The sequence below is a fragment of the Paenibacillus sp. V4I9 genome (assembly GCF_030817295.1).
Taxonomy (GTDB): Bacteria; Bacillota; Bacilli; order Paenibacillales; family NBRC-103111; genus Paenibacillus_E.
In genome coordinates, this window is record NZ_JAUSZE010000001.1 from 6,866,783 (window position 1) to 6,882,438 (window position 15,656).

Genomic DNA, 15,656 nt, shown 5'->3' on the forward strand with positions numbered 1-15,656 from the left:
AAAGAGGCCCAGCCTACTCAAGGCGAGCCCAATCTTATTTAACCATTACCTGCTATGTTGCAAAATCAAATCCCAGCTGCCGCATACACTTTATCGAAGCCGGCTTTCGAACGTTGAACTAAGCTCTCGGGGGATTCTGTCGGCGGCGTTGCCGTCAATATTTCCTGAGAGACAACCCCCTTATAACCAATACGCTGCAGCCCTTGCAGGAAGCCTGCCAAGTCGATTACACCCTCACCTGGATACAAGCGTCCGTTATCCAGCACTTCTTCCACGGGAACGTCTGGTGCATCGTTGATGTGGACATGCACGATCTGCTCGGCGCGAAGCTTCTCAATATCGGCCACCGTTAGCCCGTTCGTGTACCAATGGTACGCGTCGAACAATAAGCCTACGTTGCTCTCGCCAATGGCGTCGATCCAATCCAGCGTCTCATCCAGCGTCCAGATGAATGGATGCTTCCAACGGGTACGCAGATGATGCGGACCAACGAACTCTAAACCAAGACGGATACCGTAGGCGCCTAGGATTTGAGCACAAGTACGCAATCTGCGTGTAGCTAACGCCATGAAATGCGCAGCGCCCAAATCTGTTGAAGGTAACACGTATGTGCAGCAGCTCGTACATCCAAGTGCTGCAGCAGCGGCTGCTGCTTGTGTCAACTTCGGCAAGCCTGCACGGAAGGTCTCTTCCGTCCCTCGCCATTCAACCGGCAAACCGATGGAACCAATGACGAGGCCATGTTTATGAAGCAGCTCACGTGCCCCATCTACACTGTAGCTCTCTACTAGACCAAGCGCGTCGATATCGACAGCCCCGAAGCCATATTTTGCAGCCAACTCTATGAATTGTTCATTACTTTCAAGCTTGCCGAGTCCAGCCCCCGTTAATCCTCTTAGCATGTTCTTCCCTCCAAGTATGATGTTATTCGTTCCAATTCAACTTCACTTCATTCCCAGTTCGTGAAGATTCGTAAATGGCATCGAGAATTAAATTGTTCGTATAGCCGGAGAGTGCCGATGTTATCGGTTGTTTGCCTTCGCGAATGCAATCTAGGAAATGGAGACTAAGGCGCAGACGTTCACCCTCATCATCGTCCGGTTTCTTCAGATCGGTCTCGATCGCTTTGTTAAACTTCTCCGTTAACAGCTTACCGTTAGCTCCGCGATAGCTCGCTCCGCCTTCTGTTCCCATCAGGTGAACGAACGGTGTATTGTCCGTATCCATATGCACGGCCCAGCTCACTTCCAGCGTCAGCGTGCTGCCATCTTCCATGCGAATCAAAGCAGTGGCCAGATCTTCCACGTCGTACGTACCGTTCCAATTCGGCGTACCCCATGTTCCGATTCCTTTGCGGCGAGGCCCGAATTCGGCATACGTAGCGCCCGATACCGACACTGGCTTCGGATTCCCCATCAAGTAGAGGGCAAGATCCAGCATATGAACGCCAATATCAATCAGCGGGCCCCCGCCTGACTCCTCCATTTTCGTAAACCAGGTGCCCCAACCGGGAATACCCTTGCGGCGGAACCAACCTGTTTTCGCTGTATAAATCTTGCCGAGTTCACCGGCATCGACCTGCTCCTTGATCTGAAGTGGCACGGATTCCCAGCGCATTTGGTGGCCGATCATGACGACTTTATCCGATGCTTGACTTGCCTTGTAAATTTGTTTGGCCGCTTCCGCATTGATACCCATTGGCTTCTCAATCAGCACGTGCTTGCCTGCTTCAATCGCTTGTACAGCAAGCGAAGCATGGTGCATATTGGGCACGCCGATAATAACAGCGTCTACATTCTCACTTTGTATAAGTTCTTCAGGGGTAGCTGGCACGTAAGGAATACCGTGTTCCAGCGCGCGTGCTTCCGCGAGTGGCAGATAGGCATCTGTAATCGCCGTAATTTCACATAAATTGCCTAGCTTCGAAAATTCACGAATGTGAACCCCGCCAATATTTCCCGCTCCAATAATACCTACTCTAATTTTGTTAACGCTTCCCACTGTTCGTTCCTCCTCATATGCACATCCTGTTCGATCTCCTTTTATGGTAAAATAAGTGCAGCAAGAAGTCGTACCGTTATTTCGGAAAACGTCCCATTTTTTCGAAGGAGATCAGCCTCATTATGACGTACTTTCCCGATTATCTAAAAACATATCCCAATATGGAATCGTCTTTCCCTTTTCACTTCAGCAGGAATACGCTCGACCGTGGCTTTCGGGCACATCGCCATGATTACCTAGAGTTCTCTTACGTCGTCAATGGCCGAGGAGCAGAAACCATAAATGATGTGAAACATACAATGACACCAGGCACTTTTACGTTCGTACTGCCCTATCAGGTGCATGAAATTTTCACAGATCCGGGGGAGCATCTTGTCCTATTCAACTGCTCATTCAGTATGGATCTGCTTATGGAGCCAGGGAACGATCAAGGCTTGTCCGGCCTGTTTAATGATACGAATACCCTGCCGGGCTATGTCCAGCTAAGTGGGCAAGATCAACAGCAAATGAGCGCTCTCATTGAAGATATGTACAAAGAGTACAACGCGAACGAACGCTACAGGCAGACGCTGCTGAAGGCGAGACTGAAGGAAATTCTTGTTCGCTTCGATCGTTATCGTTGGAAACAAGCTGGACAGGCTGAAGTCACGGCCATCTCGCCGCTCTCAGGAGCGAAAACGAGTCCTTCCGTGTGGCCAATCATTCACTACATCCACCGCAACTATCAAGAGGATCTGGCCCTGTCTGACCTCGCTACGCGGTTCACGATGAGTGTATCCCGCATCAGCGAGGTCATTAAACAAACGACCGGCCAAACGTTCGTTCATTTCCTGCACGATCTGCGACTGCGCCATGCGTGCAGCCTGCTAGTATCCACCGACATGAGCGTGACGGAGATTGCCTTGGAGGTCGGGTACGGGTCTTATAAGACATTTTCTCGCATTTTTCGAGAAAGCAAAGGCATCGTGCCGAAGGACTATCGCAAAGCCGAGTATGGTCGTCGAGTGACGCAAGGATAAATGACTTCGGTGGCATCTTTCACATGGAAGTAACCACACGCCAGCGAAAGCCTGCTAAGAAGTCGGAGACGGCCTTCTCAGTCCCGGGCCCAGACCTCACACGCCGTTGTCGGCAGCTGAGAGGTCTTTTTTGGCACTCTGGCGAAGCACGCGCCAGCGAAAGCCCGCTGAGAAGTCGGAAACGACCTTCTCAGTCCCGGGCCCAGACCTCACACGCCGTAGTCGGCAGCTGAGAGGTCTTTTTTGTCATGTATGCCAGTGTTCATACTCCGCCTTTTGTTCGCACAGTATAAATCTACTTTGCATTTAATATAGAGAATCTAATATAGAAGCGAGGTGATCGGAATGGCTCGTATAAAAGCTGTTAAACAGCCCGATTTAGTATTGATCAGTTGGACAAGAAACCCTCTAGTTCCTGGTTCACCACGCAGGATTATTGCTGCTCGTGTTATTGGCAATGCTCAACCTTGTAGATTTACGCTAGTACCTAATGGATTGCTTATCAATGCCTTAAACTGCTTATTAGACCATGACATTGGTTTTAAAATCGTGTTCCAGAGAAAAACGTCAAGTGTTAGCGGATTTTTGTTGTTACAACGCAATAGATAATTTGTTGTCAAAAAGATAGAAAAAGATCCACAACAATGAGTTGTGGATCTTTTTACTATTTGCGATTAAATGGATAGAACTATCTTTATACTGCCATCCTGAGAATAAAATTCAAAATCGGTTTTATATGCTCTTCTAATATTACTTTTCCAGATATCCACCCAAGCATGAAAGACTCCCTGTGGATCGGTATTATCTACCTCTACAACATGGTAGTTTCCTGCTGGAATTATGACACTGCTTTCATCCGTAAATTTCTCTTCAGAACCAATATGCAAATCGTAACACCTGTAAAATCACTTGAATAATTATTATAAACTGCATATATATCACCTTTTAATTTTAAACGAAGAAACTCTTCCCACAGACTAAGTATTTTATCTGTATTTTGATTATTTGTTCTTATTCCTTTGCCATAAATAAGTTTTTCAGTAACTGCTGCATGCATGTATATGTCCTCCTACTAGTTTTAATATAGAAAATATAACATTCATAATATGACAACAGTCTGTCAGCTTTTATAAATAAATTCGATCTAATTTTTAATCTCAAAAGACGTTTTTATGTTAATGATATCGTCATACATAGAAAGATACTCAGCCTTCAACTTCTCATCATGTAGATTATATTGTACATCTGTTGGAGTGCTTAACGTGAAAATATGGTCTCCCTTTTCTCCGATTTTTGAAAGATGACTATTCCTAACCGTTTCTTCACTGTTTGTCTGCCAGTCTTCTTTCGTCCATCTCGTGATCGTAAAGGACACGCCCCCAAACACTTTATTTGCCTTATCGATAAAATCAAAACTTTCACGTTTAGAAGCTTCAAAGATGGTGTTCGCGACCTCATACTTCCCTTCCCAACGCTTAGGGAGTTTTAGAGTGAAATTGTATGCCTTATTTTCATACATGATGCTTGGGACTTGACTAATAATCCGATTGTTTACAGCGCCAATATGTAGATTAACCGTTGAGTATGTTCGGAAGTCCCCTAATCCCTCTGACACGAAGGTCTGCGCATCGACCCCAAAATCATTACCGCTTATGGCAACTTCTCCAACTTTTTCCCATTTATCATTGTAAAAAGAAAGGTTTGCTCCTATCATATTCTTGGTATTACCCATACCTTCGATTTGCAGTTGCCCTGTAACTTTCGTGTTTTCACCCAATTTTGTTAGAATTAAGTTCCCAACAGTTATGCCTTTATAATTGGGATCCGTTAACGTTAGATTTGCATTTTTCATGAAAATCTTATGTGTATCCGCATCATAGTCAATAGTAGCCCCCAAGTGTTCAGCGACAAAACGGATAGGTACATACGCATGCCCATCTACGTTAAGTACCTTGTAATCATTGTTTAATGTCGTACTATTCCCATTGATTTCAAAGCTTGCTGGAAATAGCAGGGCTTGAATAGTATCCGACGCCAAAGCAACCGATGAACAGGCCATAACGAAACCACAACTTAATCCCAATAGAAATTTTTTCAATGAGCTGCACCTCTTCTTCATTCTTTAAATGATTAGACGCTAACCATTCCATTTAGTTGTAAAAAATAGGAAGTAAGAAAGGAGCTACATAACTTGGATTTACTGTTTAAAGAGGTCAGCAATAACCACGAGATATCTGTATACGACACGCCGGAACTGTATGGTGAGAAAGGAAACTTCCGAGTATTGGAGTTTTCCAATAGGGCTATACAAGGTGCGATGGATTTGAATAATCCCGAACGAATCCTATTTGAATATCCGCGAGCGATTATCCATTTAATGGATTTCAACACCCCATCATTCGAGGATGTATTTGTCATTGGGCACGGAGTTGGAACGATTGCAGGGCATTATTCGGAGAAACGATTTAAAGTAGCGGAGCTCGATGATAAAATCGTGGAATTAAGCAAGAGGTTTTTTGGATACCGCAAGGATAATGTGATTGTTGGTGATGGACGCCAGATTCTCGGGAGTGAGGAACCGCTGACCTACGATTATATTATTTTGGACGCCTTTACGGAGAAGGGTACTCCTCTGCATTTAACGTCCAGGGAATTTTTCAGGATGACTAGGGAAAAACTCGATTCGCAAGGGTCTATCATCATGAATCTGATGGGCAAAGGCGAGAATGATCAGCTCCTTAATGCCATTCATACGACTCTTAGCGAGGAATATGCTTATATCAAATCGTTTGCCCTGCCATCTGAGGGTGCGGCCGACATACTAAATATCATTATCATGGGCAGAAACAAGCCAATCGGATTTCAGGCACGCCACATGGCGGGTTTCACAGAGATTGAACTTGGACAAGGATATATCATTAGGGACAGTAAATGAGGATTCGATGAATTCTTCTTCCAGGGAGTTGTTCACTCCATATGGTTTATAATAAAATAGGAATAAAGTAAGAATAGATCAAAAGAAAAGGTGTCATTCATGAGCATATTAAACGTAGAACGACTAAGTCACGGCTTTGGAGACCGCGCCATCTTCAACGATGTATCCTTCCGCCTACTCAAGGGCGAGCACATCGGACTCATCGGCGCTAACGGTGAAGGGAAGTCCACCTTCATGAACATCATTACAGGTAAGCTCCAGCCGGATGACGGCAAGGTCGAATGGTCCAAGCGTATGCGCGTTGGTTACCTGGATCAACATGCAGTACTGAACAAGGGACTTTCGATCCGCGACATCTTAAAGGGAGCCTTTCAATATCTGTTCGACATGGAACAGGAAATGAACGATATGTACGCCAAGATGGGCGACGTAACCCCAGAAGAGCTTGAGCAAATGCTTGAAGATGTTGGAACGATTCAGGATACACTGACGAATCAAGATTTCTACATGATCGATGCCAAGATCGAAGAAACCGCCCGTGGACTAGGCCTTACGGATATTGGGCTGGATAAGGACGTCAATGATTTAAGCGGTGGGCAGCGAACGAAGGTATTGCTTGCGAAGCTTCTACTCGAAAAGCCGGACATTCTTCTCCTCGATGAGCCGACGAACTATCTCGATGAACAGCATATCGAATGGTTGAAACGCTACCTGCAAGAGTATGAAAATGCCTTCATTCTCATCTCACATGATATTCCGTTCCTTAACAGCGTTATCAACCTGATTTATCACATGGAAAATCAAGCCTTAAACCGCTATGTTGGCGATTACGAGCATTTCCAGCAGGTTCACGAAATGAGAAAGTCGCAGCTTGAATCCGCGTATAAGCGCCAACAGCAGGAAATTTCTGAATTGAAGGATTTCGTTGCCCGTAATAAAGCGAGTGTGGCGACGCGGAATATGGCGATGTCCCGGCAAAAGAAGCTGGACAAGATGGAAGTCATCGAGCTGGGTAGAGAAAAACCGAAGCCGCAGTTTAATTTTAAGGAGGGGAGAACGGCTGGTAAGCTGATCTTTGAAGCGACCGATCTCGTCATCGGTTACGAGGATCCCTTATCCAGACCGCTCAACCTTCGTATGGAGCGAGGTCAGAAGATCGCGCTTGTAGGGGCGAATGGCATCGGTAAAACGACATTGCTGCGCAGTATTTTAGGTGAAATCAAGTCATTATCCGGGTCTGTACAAAAGGGAGATAACCTCCAAATTGGTTACTTCCAACAGGAGATCAAGGATTCCAATAACAACACCTGTATTGAGGAAGTGTGGAATGAGTTCCCCTCATTCTCACAATTCGAAGTACGCGCGGCGTTAGCCAAATGCGGTCTCACAACCAAACATATCGAGAGTAAAGTTGTGGTACTCAGCGGTGGTGAGAAAGCTAAGGTTAGACTTTGCAAGCTGATCAACCGCGAGACGAACCTACTCGTGCTCGATGAGCCGACGAACCACTTGGATGTCGATGCGAAGGATGAACTGAAACGTGCTCTCCAGTCGTACAAAGGCAGCATCCTGCTGATTTCCCATGAACCGGACTTTTATCGGGATGTCGTAACAGAAACATGGAACTGTGAATCTTGGACGACCAAAGTGTTTTAAATTATACCTAAAAAGCTTACCTGATCGTTTGCGATTAGGTAAGCTTTTTATATTCATGTATGCGTCGCATGATGATATTTCAAACTGGCATCTTCCCTCGCACATCACCTAGTTAAGTCTCGAATAGAATGCGTCCTGTCTGCGATAAGTCATAACCTTGGATTGGACGCAGCTCATTATGAAAGGATTCGGATTGTAAGACCTGCTTAACTCTCTCAATCCATTCTAGATTTTCCGGTTTTTTTAACATGACAAGGTCATATCGTTCTTGAATAAGTGGAATGAAATCAACGCCGCCAACCATATAGGCTGCTTTTTCAATCCCAACTCCGAAATCTGCTTCACCCGTGGCGACTTTACCAGCCACACCCATGTGATTCGATTCCTCCTGCTCATAACCGCTAACCAGCTGATGTGAAATTCCATGAAGACGGAGCTGCTCATCGAGAAGAACACGTGCTCCGGAACCTTTTTCACGATTGACCAATTGAAGTCCAGGTTTCTTGAGATCCGCCCAGCCGTAAATCTGCTTGGGATTTCCTTGCTTAACATATAGGCCAGCCGATCGAGAAACGAGATTCATAACCAGATAGGAAGAACCCGTCAGCAATTTCCGGATATAGGAAAAGTTATATTCACCTGTGTCACCATCCAGCAAATGAGTGCTGACAATATCAGATTCACCCTTATACATCGAAATTAAGCTATCCAGACTTCCCACGTAAGAACGAAGCGGTCTGTAATTGGTTACATGTCTCTCGATATGTTTGGCTAAAATATCCAAGCTAACGTCTTGTCCAGTTATAACAAGAGACTGTTTCGAAGATGAGGCAGCATGAAATTGCAGCTGTGCAGGAGATTCGGCCAGATCCTTTTTGAGGATAGAGGCCATACCTCCTTTCGTACGTGTTTTATATGCTTCGAGATCCGATGCGTCTACGCGCATTTGCTTGCCGACACGATAGGAAGGCAGATCCCCTTTTTTAATTAGATCATAGACGGTTAGTTTGGAGATTTTCAAAAGTTTAGATATTTCTTCCGTTGTATAGGAAATGTCAGCTGTCATTGTCAACCTCCAAAAGCATGTTTTTCATTATCATCTATCATAAGCTGACAAATAGGGTATTTCAATCCCGTTGTTTACTAATTAAATATGGTTTTATATAATTATCACTAATTATACAATTTTATTTATAATTAAATAGATATAAACTTAAACTTGGAGGGAATACGATGTTAAAAATAAGAATATTTAGTTATGTTTTATTATGTTTAGTTATAACTGCCATGATCATCACAGGTTGTTCGGGCAAAAAGGAGCAACCTGCTGCAAGTTCAACATCAGTACCCACTGAGAAAGTAGAATTAACGATTTCTGCAGCCGCAAGCTTAACCGATGCATTCAAAGAGATTCAAACGAATTACGAGAACAAAAACAAACAAATTAAACTCAATTTTAACTTCGGAGCTTCAGGGGCTCTGCAGCAGCAAATCGAACAAGGAGCTCCTGTAGATTTATTCTTTTCGGCTGCGACTAAAAATATGAAAACCCTAGTCGATAAGCAATTGATTGAGCCATCACAGCAAAAAAGCTTGCTTATTAATGAATTAGTTCTTGTTGTTCCAGCTGATGGTAAAGTGACTGTACAAAAATTAGTAGATTTAACAAACGAAACGATCAAGCACTTAGCAGTCGGAGAACCGCAGACAGTCCCTGCTGGCAGCTATGCCAAAGAGGCATTGACTAACTCGAAGCTTTGGGACACACTTCAAGCCAAAATCGTACAAGGCAAGGATGTACGCCAAGTACTTACCTACGTAGAGTCCGGGAATGCCGAAGCCGGTTTTGTTTATAAAACCGATGCGTTGACTTCAAAAAATGTGAAAGCAGCTTTTAGTGTTGATCCAAAAATGTATACGCCCATTGAATATCCTGCCGGTATTGTAAAAGCAACTAAACACAGCAAAGAAGCCGCTGACTTTTACACATATCTTCAAAGTAAAGAAGCACAAGATGTGTTCGTAAAATACGGATTCTCTATTCCAAAATGATGATGAAACAGATAAACTGGACAGAATTTGCTTATCCTATAATCCTTTCATTAAAGGTTGCCGTCGTATCCAGCATTTTTGTTCTTTTGATTGGTGGATTAGCAGCATGGGGAATGTCGCGGCGGAACTTTCGCGGAAAAACATTGTTAGAAACTACCTTTCTACTGCCTTTGGTACTGCCTCCAACAGTCGTAGGCTTTATCTTGCTTGTCTTACTGGGTAAAAAAAGTTGGATTGGGTACCTCATGGAAAACTTTTTCAATCAGTCGATTATATTCACATGGGGGGCTGCGGTGATCGCTTCGATCGTGGTAGCTTTTCCTTTAGTCTATCAAACGATGAAAACCGGATTTTCCTCGGTCAACAAAGATCTGGAGGACGCGGGGAGATCAACAGGAGCAAACGAGTGGCAAGTTCTACGATATATTACGTTACCTTTGGCATGGCGTTCTGTGACGACAGCTTACATTCTTGGCTTTGCTCGAGGGCTCGGGGAATTCGGTGCAACGCTAATGATCGCAGGCAACATCCCTCACAAAACTCAAACTTTGCCTACCGCCATATATATGGCTGTTGAATCTGGTGATCTAACCCTAGCATGGTGTTGGGCAGTAGCCATAATCATGATCTCATTCGGACTGTTATTGTTCGCTAACCACAAAACCAAGAGTTAGTTGGAGGTACTTTTATTTGCGTTTGAACTATTGTCTTTAAAAGTTACAATATGTATCATCCATATATAACCATGTCATTTCCACTTCATTCTTGCCGTTGAAAAGTGAGGACGCCTATGGATGTCTTTTGTCAATTTTTTATCAGCAAAACACTTATTTGGTTACTCTTATGTTGTAGCGATGCGTTATTCACGGATATTGGCCTAAAATTGGCATTCATCGAGGAATTAAATCCACTTATCCGGCACATTTACGAGTGGAACGTGGGTGGATACTATTTTATTAAACTGATACTTCCTTTGATCCTAATGGCCATCTATCCCCGTATTCCCAAAAGGGTCTGGGTCCAGCCCTGTTTGACCCTCACCGTCTTGATCTACGGAGCCGTCAATGTCTACCATTTCATCTGGTTGTCTTATGGATTGACTTACGTTGCAAATGGCTAATCATTCAATCAACTATATAGGCGTCGCATGGATTCAATTTTTTGCTCGATGTATGCAATAGCTTCAATTGGCCCCATTACTTTGGCTTCTACTCCCAGTTGCCAGACAAGTTCCGCATAGAAATGCACGTCCTCAGCCGCAATTGGAACTGCTGCAGTCCCGCTACCGTCTTCGTTGCGTTGTATAGTAGAGGCAAACCGAGTATTGGACTCGAGCTGCCACACGCCTTTTTTGGTCAATTCCAGTAGGAGCAATTTCTGTTCCAGATGGTCTTTTTCAGGCTTATTCAGCAAGGTTTTTTGTTCGATGTCTTCTCGGCAAGGGATCGATTCGTTCAGAGAAGCGGAGAGGAACCGATCCGCCCTGAACTGCCTAATTTCTTCACGCAAAAAACAATAGGCAGGACAATACCAATAACCAGAACTCGCATAAAGGCCAATAGGCTGAATGTTACGTTTCAACACGCCGCTGCTAGAACTATAATCTATCGTTACCACACTGCGAATCATAATCGCCTGCAGAAGGGTTTGAAGAATTTCCGGAGACATGAGCCGATACGGGCTGTAGATCGCAACCCTATTCTTTAAACGATCTATCTGCTCCCTTACGTCAGCAGGTGAGTAATGATAAAACTTATGCAGCGCAGAGCCCGCCCCATCGCCAAAAGGTAAGGAGCTGAAGTAGTCCAAGGACTGGCAGGCAAAAAACATTGCGACCGCTTCGCTTTCGGAGAAGCTAATCGGGGGAAGCAATCTCTCCTGCAGCAGCTTATAACCGCCCCCTCTCCCCTGGATGGAATAGATGGGAACGCCGAGTTCACTCAGTTCCTGTAAATCCCGCGTAATCGTTCGAGTAGATAACCCGAATTCATCAGCCAGCTCTTTAGCGGTAAAGGACTTTCTGGCGTTAACCATCATAATCAGTTGGATTAGCCGCTGTGACTTTTGCAACCGCATCCCCCAATCTCGAGATATTTTATTTCATTTTATCATATAAATAAGACAATTATTGTCTTATTTATATGATATCCTCATCTTATAAACCAATCATGAGCAATGATCCGAGGAGGAAATGAAAGATGTATACACAAGAGCTTACACAAAAGAAGACGGGGTTCGTATTTATTAATGGAGCAGGCTTGCAAAGTGGCGTCTGGGACAAAGTTATTGAGGGGCTTGATCATCCCTGTTTACAGATCGATTTTCCTTATAGGAACGGTTCTGTTGAATCGAGGAAGGAGCTTACTCTAGGGGATTATGTGAGCTATTTGAAAAAACAAGTAGATGCATGGGAGACTCCGAAGTTTGTTATTGTTGCCCATTCACTTGGAGGAGTTCTCGCTCTTAGACTTGCATCAGAACTGTCCGATCGTTTGATAGGCTTTGTCGCAGTTGGAGCGGCAATTCCGAAGAATGGGGGGTCATTTTTATCCGTTCTGCCATTCCCCAAGAGGATCCTGATGTCTACCATTTTGCGGAAAATGGGTACGAAACCACCCGAGTCTGCGATCCGAGCTGGATTATGCAATGACCTTACACCGGAGCAGACTTCGGATATTGTAAAAGGATTCGTTCCAGAGTCCGTTCGTGTTTATACAGACCCTATCGATGTGTCCGTTCCGGCTGTACCAAAGCTTTATGTGAAACTAAATAAAGATAAAGAATTCGGTTTATCCTTACAAAATAAAATGATCTCAAATCTTTCTCCACAATCGGTGCAAAGTCTGGATACCGGGCATTTACCGATGCTTAGCGATCCGGATGGATTGAAGCTTATATTACAAAACTTCCTAGCCAATAGGGAAGGACTATCCTAAGTCGCCGGTCAACTGAGAAGAGATTTCCTTGGACAGGTTGATCCACTTACCAGAACCGTTCGCTACGACAAAGCGCCTCACCGATTGTCGGATAAGGCGCTCAATGATGTTACCGATATTCCAAAGCTATTTTCCTGTGGCTATCGCGACAATATTTTGGACAATTTGATAGATGATAAACGAGGCAAAAACGAGCACAGAAATCGTAGCGTAAATTCTTCGAGGATTCTGGTACCACTTTGGAAATTGCTCAAGTCGTTTAGGTGATTGAAAGCCTTGAACTATATCGCCATGCTTAATTGCTTCGTTAAAAGGCGCCCTCTCTTCTGTGGCAACCTCATTGGCTGATTTCTCGGTTTGATGCAATGTTTTGTCATTAAATGGGTTGTAGGAAGCATCTTTCATGTTAGACCTCCTTCACGTTAATATCCTTATTATACCATTTTTTTGCGTGAAATAAGAAATAGTAGCAATAAAAAAAGCCACATTGAATTCTCAACATGGCTCCTCCTATTTTTCTAATTTAATCTGCCGGGCTCTTTGTTAACTTCAAAGTTAGTCGTATCGCTATAGCTCTCACCCATCGCCTGATAGTTAGACGGAACTTCCTCATCTGTCTGGTCCACATTATTCGAGATTGCGTTATCCGCGTTCTCTTCCGGATTCGAGGTAATGGCCCAGCTAACTGGACGTCCAAGCTTCTTATGCAATTCATTTTGATCCAAAGAAATCCCTCCGTTATTATCGCAAAATATACTTCACGATATTATTACTCAAAGTAGAAGATTTCATTCGAAACCATAGACAGTCAACTTATCTAATAGTTTCAATTATAGATTGAATTGCTTCTGTATACTTCCCCTCGATTTTTCGGTATTTACCATTCTGCTGAATGCCAACTTTCCGTTCTGAAACCCATAATTCAATGGAGTCTTGTCCAACTCGTTTCTTTACCTCAATTTTATAAAATGGAGCATCCACCATCGCATCTGCTTTCGGATCTGCACATTTTTGATTACGAAAAGATCTTTCTAACGACTGAAACATCTTTTCATTTCCTAGCCTTTGTATGTCTGTCATTTGTTCCAATTCGTTAGCACCGGGTTTATATATGGATATAGATAGAATTTGGTTGCTATATGTCCTGTATATAAATAGGCCAGTAACTAGTACTAGAAGGCTTGCGATTAACCACCAACGTTTCCTCACCAGTATCCCCCTTCGGCAATCAATATGGCAAGCTTTCGCCATCCAAATGGGCCTTCAAGTTTTCCAACGACATCCCATAACCTTCTTCAACTTGTTCTACTTGTTGCTTTGTCTCATAACCCGATTCCGTTAACGTCACGATCGTACCACCTTTTTCCTCTGTGAGTGTGAAGGTAGTAATCGTAGGTATGTCCGAAGATTCCGCATCCCAACGTACGGCAAACCTTTCCAGGGACTCGATCGACTCGATCGTTGCTCGCAGGGTTACAACCTCTGTACCCGCATGGTAGGTATTGGGGGAGTGGTGGAAGAAAACCGGCTCACCCACTTGCAGCAAGGGAATTTCCATGGTGAACCTGGTGAATACCATAGTGACAACTGCTCCGCCTCCGTCACTGCCTTCCACACCCGCTCCAGCGGAGCCTTAATCCAAATTGACCGAACAACTGTTAACCGATCCAACCGAACTCCTCCTGTTCGAAACTCTATTTATATGGAAACCTCGAAATCTTTAACATGAACAGCAGTACCCTTTATCTCTATGCCATACTGATCATTGTTTGATGTTACTGTTACGTGAATTCTGCCATCCCGGCCCATTTCATGGCCTTGCTCAATCAAAAGATTTAGTGGAGATCCTGCTTCCTTGTTTATGTATTTGGCATAATAAGCACCCATTACTCCAGAAGCAGTTCCAGTAACCGGATCCTCAATCGTACCGGAAAATGGAGATGAAAAATGACGAGCATGCATGTTCGCATTCACATCGTACGTTTCTAAGCAGAAAGGATGTACCGACGCCTTTGGCATTTCTTTTAATACTTCTGGAAAGTGCTTATTATTCGGTTTCATTGCTCTGAAAGCACTAAGGTTTTTTATCGGGACTAACAACGTCCATATGCCCGTACTTCCATACACTGTTGGTAAATTGGTTTCTAGATCTTCTTCTTGAATCCCCATAACAGATGCCAAATCTTTCAGTGAACCATTGAACTCTTGGAATTGCGGAGGGGCTTGCTGCATCGTTATGTAAATCCCTTTATTCAATTGTGACTCAAGTCTAATCGATAATACGCCTGCTTTTGTTTCAATCGTCAATTCTGTTTGATCTCCAAGCAACCCTTTTGTTTTCATTGCATAAATGGTTGCCATTGTAGCGTGACCACAGAGGTTCATTTCATGACCAGGTGTAAAAAAACGAATCTTAAGATCAGCCTTTTCGGACTTAAGCGGGAAAGCCGTTTCATTAAAACCAACTTGTTCTGCTATTTTTTGCATGTCATCATCAGAAAGCTTTTCGCCTTCCAATACGACGCCCGCAGGGTTACCCATGTTAGGAATATGACTGAATGCATCGTAATGATAAACCTTTATTGTTTTCATATCGTACACCTGCCTTTTCACTATAGATCCTCAAATCCCACTAAGACAATGATCAGAACACTGATGATAACGATATGAAGAATAGAAAAAATGAGATGCACAGAATATTTCCAATTAATATCCGATAATTTATATCTATTTAACAGTTTATTTACGAAATATCCAATTAAATGAGCAACAATTAAGGATTGTATTAACCATTTTGAAACGGTAATAAACGCTGGGGTGTTATTGACGCTTGGCAGTAAAAACCAACTAAAAGGCTCCAAAGTCAATGATAAAACAAGTACCACCCACGCGATAAGTTGAATCGGTACAGCTAATGCGATATTATTTCGAATAGCAATCCCCTCCGTAATTAAGGTAGCACATCTTCTAAAACGTCAAAAATAGGAAAAAAGTTTCATTTTACTATCTCTTCCAGAGTGAGTATCATTCAATTTTTTCTTTCTCAAAAAAGAAATA

At 43.6% G+C, this 15,656-nt stretch carries 18 protein-coding genes; 7 read left to right on the forward strand and 11 right to left on the reverse strand.

Features of this window, described 5'->3' with window-relative positions; all coding sequences use genetic code 11:
* Positions 1 to 65: 65 nt before the first annotated feature.
* Together QFZ81_RS31470 and QFZ81_RS31475 are read right to left on the reverse strand one after the other, a co-directional pair.
* Positions 66 to 902, reverse strand: a complete 837-nt coding sequence (locus tag QFZ81_RS31470; RefSeq protein ID WP_307605830.1) for a sugar phosphate isomerase/epimerase family protein — start codon at positions 900 to 902, stop codon at positions 66 to 68.
* A gap of 22 nt (positions 903 to 924) precedes the next feature.
* Positions 925 to 2,001 carry a Gfo/Idh/MocA family protein gene (locus tag QFZ81_RS31475; RefSeq protein ID WP_307605832.1) on the reverse strand — a complete coding sequence of 359 codons (1,077 nt, stop codon included), beginning with the start codon at positions 1,999 to 2,001 and terminating at the stop codon, positions 925 to 927.
* A 122-nt stretch (positions 2,002 to 2,123) separates the two neighbouring features.
* Between QFZ81_RS31475 and QFZ81_RS31480 the strand changes: the two genes are divergently transcribed.
* Positions 2,124 to 3,020 (forward strand): AraC family transcriptional regulator, encoded by an 897-nt coding sequence (locus QFZ81_RS31480; protein ID WP_307438075.1) that lies wholly within the window; start codon positions 2,124 to 2,126, stop codon positions 3,018 to 3,020.
* A gap of 838 nt (positions 3,021 to 3,858) precedes the next feature.
* Here QFZ81_RS31480 and QFZ81_RS31485 read toward each other — a convergent pair.
* Together QFZ81_RS31485 and QFZ81_RS31490 are read right to left on the reverse strand one after the other, a co-directional pair.
* Entirely contained in the window at positions 3,859 to 4,077 is a 219-nt protein-coding gene (locus tag QFZ81_RS31485; protein ID WP_307605834.1) for a hypothetical protein, read from the reverse strand.
* Between the two features lie 87 nt (positions 4,078 to 4,164).
* Positions 4,165 to 5,118 (reverse strand): stalk domain-containing protein, encoded by a 954-nt coding sequence (locus QFZ81_RS31490; protein ID WP_307605836.1) that lies wholly within the window; start codon positions 5,116 to 5,118, stop codon positions 4,165 to 4,167.
* A gap of 93 nt (positions 5,119 to 5,211) precedes the next feature.
* Here QFZ81_RS31490 and QFZ81_RS31495 point away from each other — a divergent pair, with 93 nt between their 5' ends.
* Together QFZ81_RS31495 and QFZ81_RS31500 are read left to right on the forward strand one after the other, a co-directional pair.
* A complete protein-coding gene (locus tag QFZ81_RS31495) occupies positions 5,212 to 5,955 on the forward strand; it encodes a spermidine synthase (protein WP_307605838.1) in 744 nt (247 codons plus the stop codon).
* A 99-nt stretch (positions 5,956 to 6,054) separates the two neighbouring features.
* Positions 6,055 to 7,611 carry an ABC-F family ATP-binding cassette domain-containing protein gene (locus QFZ81_RS31500; protein WP_307438064.1) on the forward strand — a complete coding sequence of 519 codons (1,557 nt, stop codon included), beginning with the start codon at positions 6,055 to 6,057 and terminating at the stop codon, positions 7,609 to 7,611.
* Between the two features lie 112 nt (positions 7,612 to 7,723).
* Here QFZ81_RS31500 and QFZ81_RS31505 read toward each other — a convergent pair whose 3' ends face one another.
* Positions 7,724 to 8,677: a helix-turn-helix transcriptional regulator gene (locus tag QFZ81_RS31505; RefSeq protein ID WP_307605840.1), complete on the reverse strand. Its 954-nt coding sequence runs from the start codon at positions 8,675 to 8,677 to the stop codon at positions 7,724 to 7,726.
* A 167-nt stretch (positions 8,678 to 8,844) separates the two neighbouring features.
* Between QFZ81_RS31505 and modA the strand changes: the two genes are divergently transcribed.
* The 3 genes from modA to QFZ81_RS37545 all read left to right on the forward strand — a co-directional run bounded on the left by modA (position 8,845) and on the right by QFZ81_RS37545 (position 10,783).
* Positions 8,845 to 9,663: a molybdate ABC transporter substrate-binding protein gene (gene modA, locus QFZ81_RS31510; protein WP_373463735.1), complete on the forward strand. Its 819-nt coding sequence runs from the start codon at positions 8,845 to 8,847 to the stop codon at positions 9,661 to 9,663.
* 2 nt (positions 9,664 to 9,665) lie between these two features.
* The gene (gene modB / locus QFZ81_RS31515; protein WP_307607090.1) at positions 9,666 to 10,337 is read left to right on the forward strand and encodes a molybdate ABC transporter permease subunit; all 672 of its coding nucleotides are present in this window, start codon (positions 9,666 to 9,668) and stop codon (positions 10,335 to 10,337) included.
* 116 nt (positions 10,338 to 10,453) lie between these two features.
* A complete protein-coding gene (locus QFZ81_RS37545) occupies positions 10,454 to 10,783 on the forward strand; it encodes a DUF5658 family protein (RefSeq protein WP_373463736.1) in 330 nt (109 codons plus the stop codon).
* A gap of 8 nt (positions 10,784 to 10,791) precedes the next feature.
* Here QFZ81_RS37545 and QFZ81_RS31520 read toward each other — a convergent pair whose 3' ends face one another.
* Positions 10,792 to 11,733: a helix-turn-helix transcriptional regulator gene (locus tag QFZ81_RS31520; RefSeq protein ID WP_307605842.1), complete on the reverse strand. Its 942-nt coding sequence runs from the start codon at positions 11,731 to 11,733 to the stop codon at positions 10,792 to 10,794.
* Positions 11,734 to 11,861: 128 nt separating this feature from the next.
* Between QFZ81_RS31520 and QFZ81_RS31525 the strand changes: the two genes are divergently transcribed.
* A complete protein-coding gene (locus QFZ81_RS31525; RefSeq protein WP_307605844.1) occupies positions 11,862 to 12,599 on the forward strand; it encodes an alpha/beta fold hydrolase in 738 nt (245 codons plus the stop codon).
* A gap of 126 nt (positions 12,600 to 12,725) precedes the next feature.
* Here the strand turns inward: QFZ81_RS31525 and QFZ81_RS31530 are convergent, their stop codons facing one another.
* The 5 genes from QFZ81_RS31530 to QFZ81_RS31550 all read right to left on the reverse strand — a co-directional run bounded on the left by QFZ81_RS31530 (position 12,726) and on the right by QFZ81_RS31550 (position 15,191).
* A complete protein-coding gene (locus tag QFZ81_RS31530; RefSeq protein ID WP_307605846.1) occupies positions 12,726 to 13,004 on the reverse strand; it encodes a hypothetical protein in 279 nt (92 codons plus the stop codon).
* A 113-nt stretch (positions 13,005 to 13,117) separates the two neighbouring features.
* Positions 13,118 to 13,324: a hypothetical protein gene (locus QFZ81_RS31535; RefSeq protein ID WP_171689741.1), complete on the reverse strand. Its 207-nt coding sequence runs from the start codon at positions 13,322 to 13,324 to the stop codon at positions 13,118 to 13,120.
* A gap of 88 nt (positions 13,325 to 13,412) precedes the next feature.
* Positions 13,413 to 13,808, reverse strand: coding sequence for a hypothetical protein (locus tag QFZ81_RS31540; protein WP_307605850.1), 396 nt, complete (start codon positions 13,806 to 13,808; stop codon positions 13,413 to 13,415).
* Positions 13,809 to 13,827: 19 nt separating this feature from the next.
* On the reverse strand, positions 13,828 to 14,214 hold the full coding sequence (locus QFZ81_RS31545) for an SRPBCC domain-containing protein (RefSeq protein WP_307605852.1): 387 nt from the start codon (positions 14,212 to 14,214) through the stop codon (positions 13,828 to 13,830).
* An 83-nt stretch (positions 14,215 to 14,297) separates the two neighbouring features.
* On the reverse strand, positions 14,298 to 15,191 hold the full coding sequence (locus QFZ81_RS31550; protein WP_307605854.1) for a PhzF family phenazine biosynthesis protein: 894 nt from the start codon (positions 15,189 to 15,191) through the stop codon (positions 14,298 to 14,300).
* Between the last annotated feature and the right edge of the window lie 465 nt (positions 15,192 to 15,656).

Bases quoted from the DNA above. Each gene is read 5' to 3' on its own strand.
- QFZ81_RS31500 (WP_307438064.1), top strand. From the start codon at position 6,055: ATGAGCATATTAAACGTAGAACGACTAAGTCACGGCTTTGGAGACCGC.
- modA (WP_373463735.1), top strand. From the start codon at position 8,845: ATGTTAAAAATAAGAATATTTAGTTATGTTTTATTATGTTTAGTTATA.
- QFZ81_RS31530 (WP_307605846.1), bottom strand. From the start codon at position 13,004: ATGAAAGATGCTTCCTACAACCCATTTAATGACAAAACATTGCATCAA.
- QFZ81_RS37545 (WP_373463736.1), top strand. From the start codon at position 10,454: ATGGATGTCTTTTGTCAATTTTTTATCAGCAAAACACTTATTTGGTTA.
- QFZ81_RS31525 (WP_307605844.1), top strand. From the start codon at position 11,862: ATGTATACACAAGAGCTTACACAAAAGAAGACGGGGTTCGTATTTATT.
- QFZ81_RS31505 (WP_307605840.1), bottom strand. From the start codon at position 8,677: ATGACAGCTGACATTTCCTATACAACGGAAGAAATATCTAAACTTTTG.
- QFZ81_RS31550 (WP_307605854.1), bottom strand. From the start codon at position 15,191: ATGAAAACAATAAAGGTTTATCATTACGATGCATTCAGTCATATTCCT.
- QFZ81_RS31470 (WP_307605830.1), bottom strand. From the start codon at position 902: ATGCTAAGAGGATTAACGGGGGCTGGACTCGGCAAGCTTGAAAGTAAT.
- QFZ81_RS31485 (WP_307605834.1), bottom strand. From the start codon at position 4,077: ATGCATGCAGCAGTTACTGAAAAACTTATTTATGGCAAAGGAATAAGA.
- modB (WP_307607090.1), top strand. From the start codon at position 9,666: ATGAAACAGATAAACTGGACAGAATTTGCTTATCCTATAATCCTTTCA.
- QFZ81_RS31480 (WP_307438075.1), top strand. From the start codon at position 2,124: ATGACGTACTTTCCCGATTATCTAAAAACATATCCCAATATGGAATCG.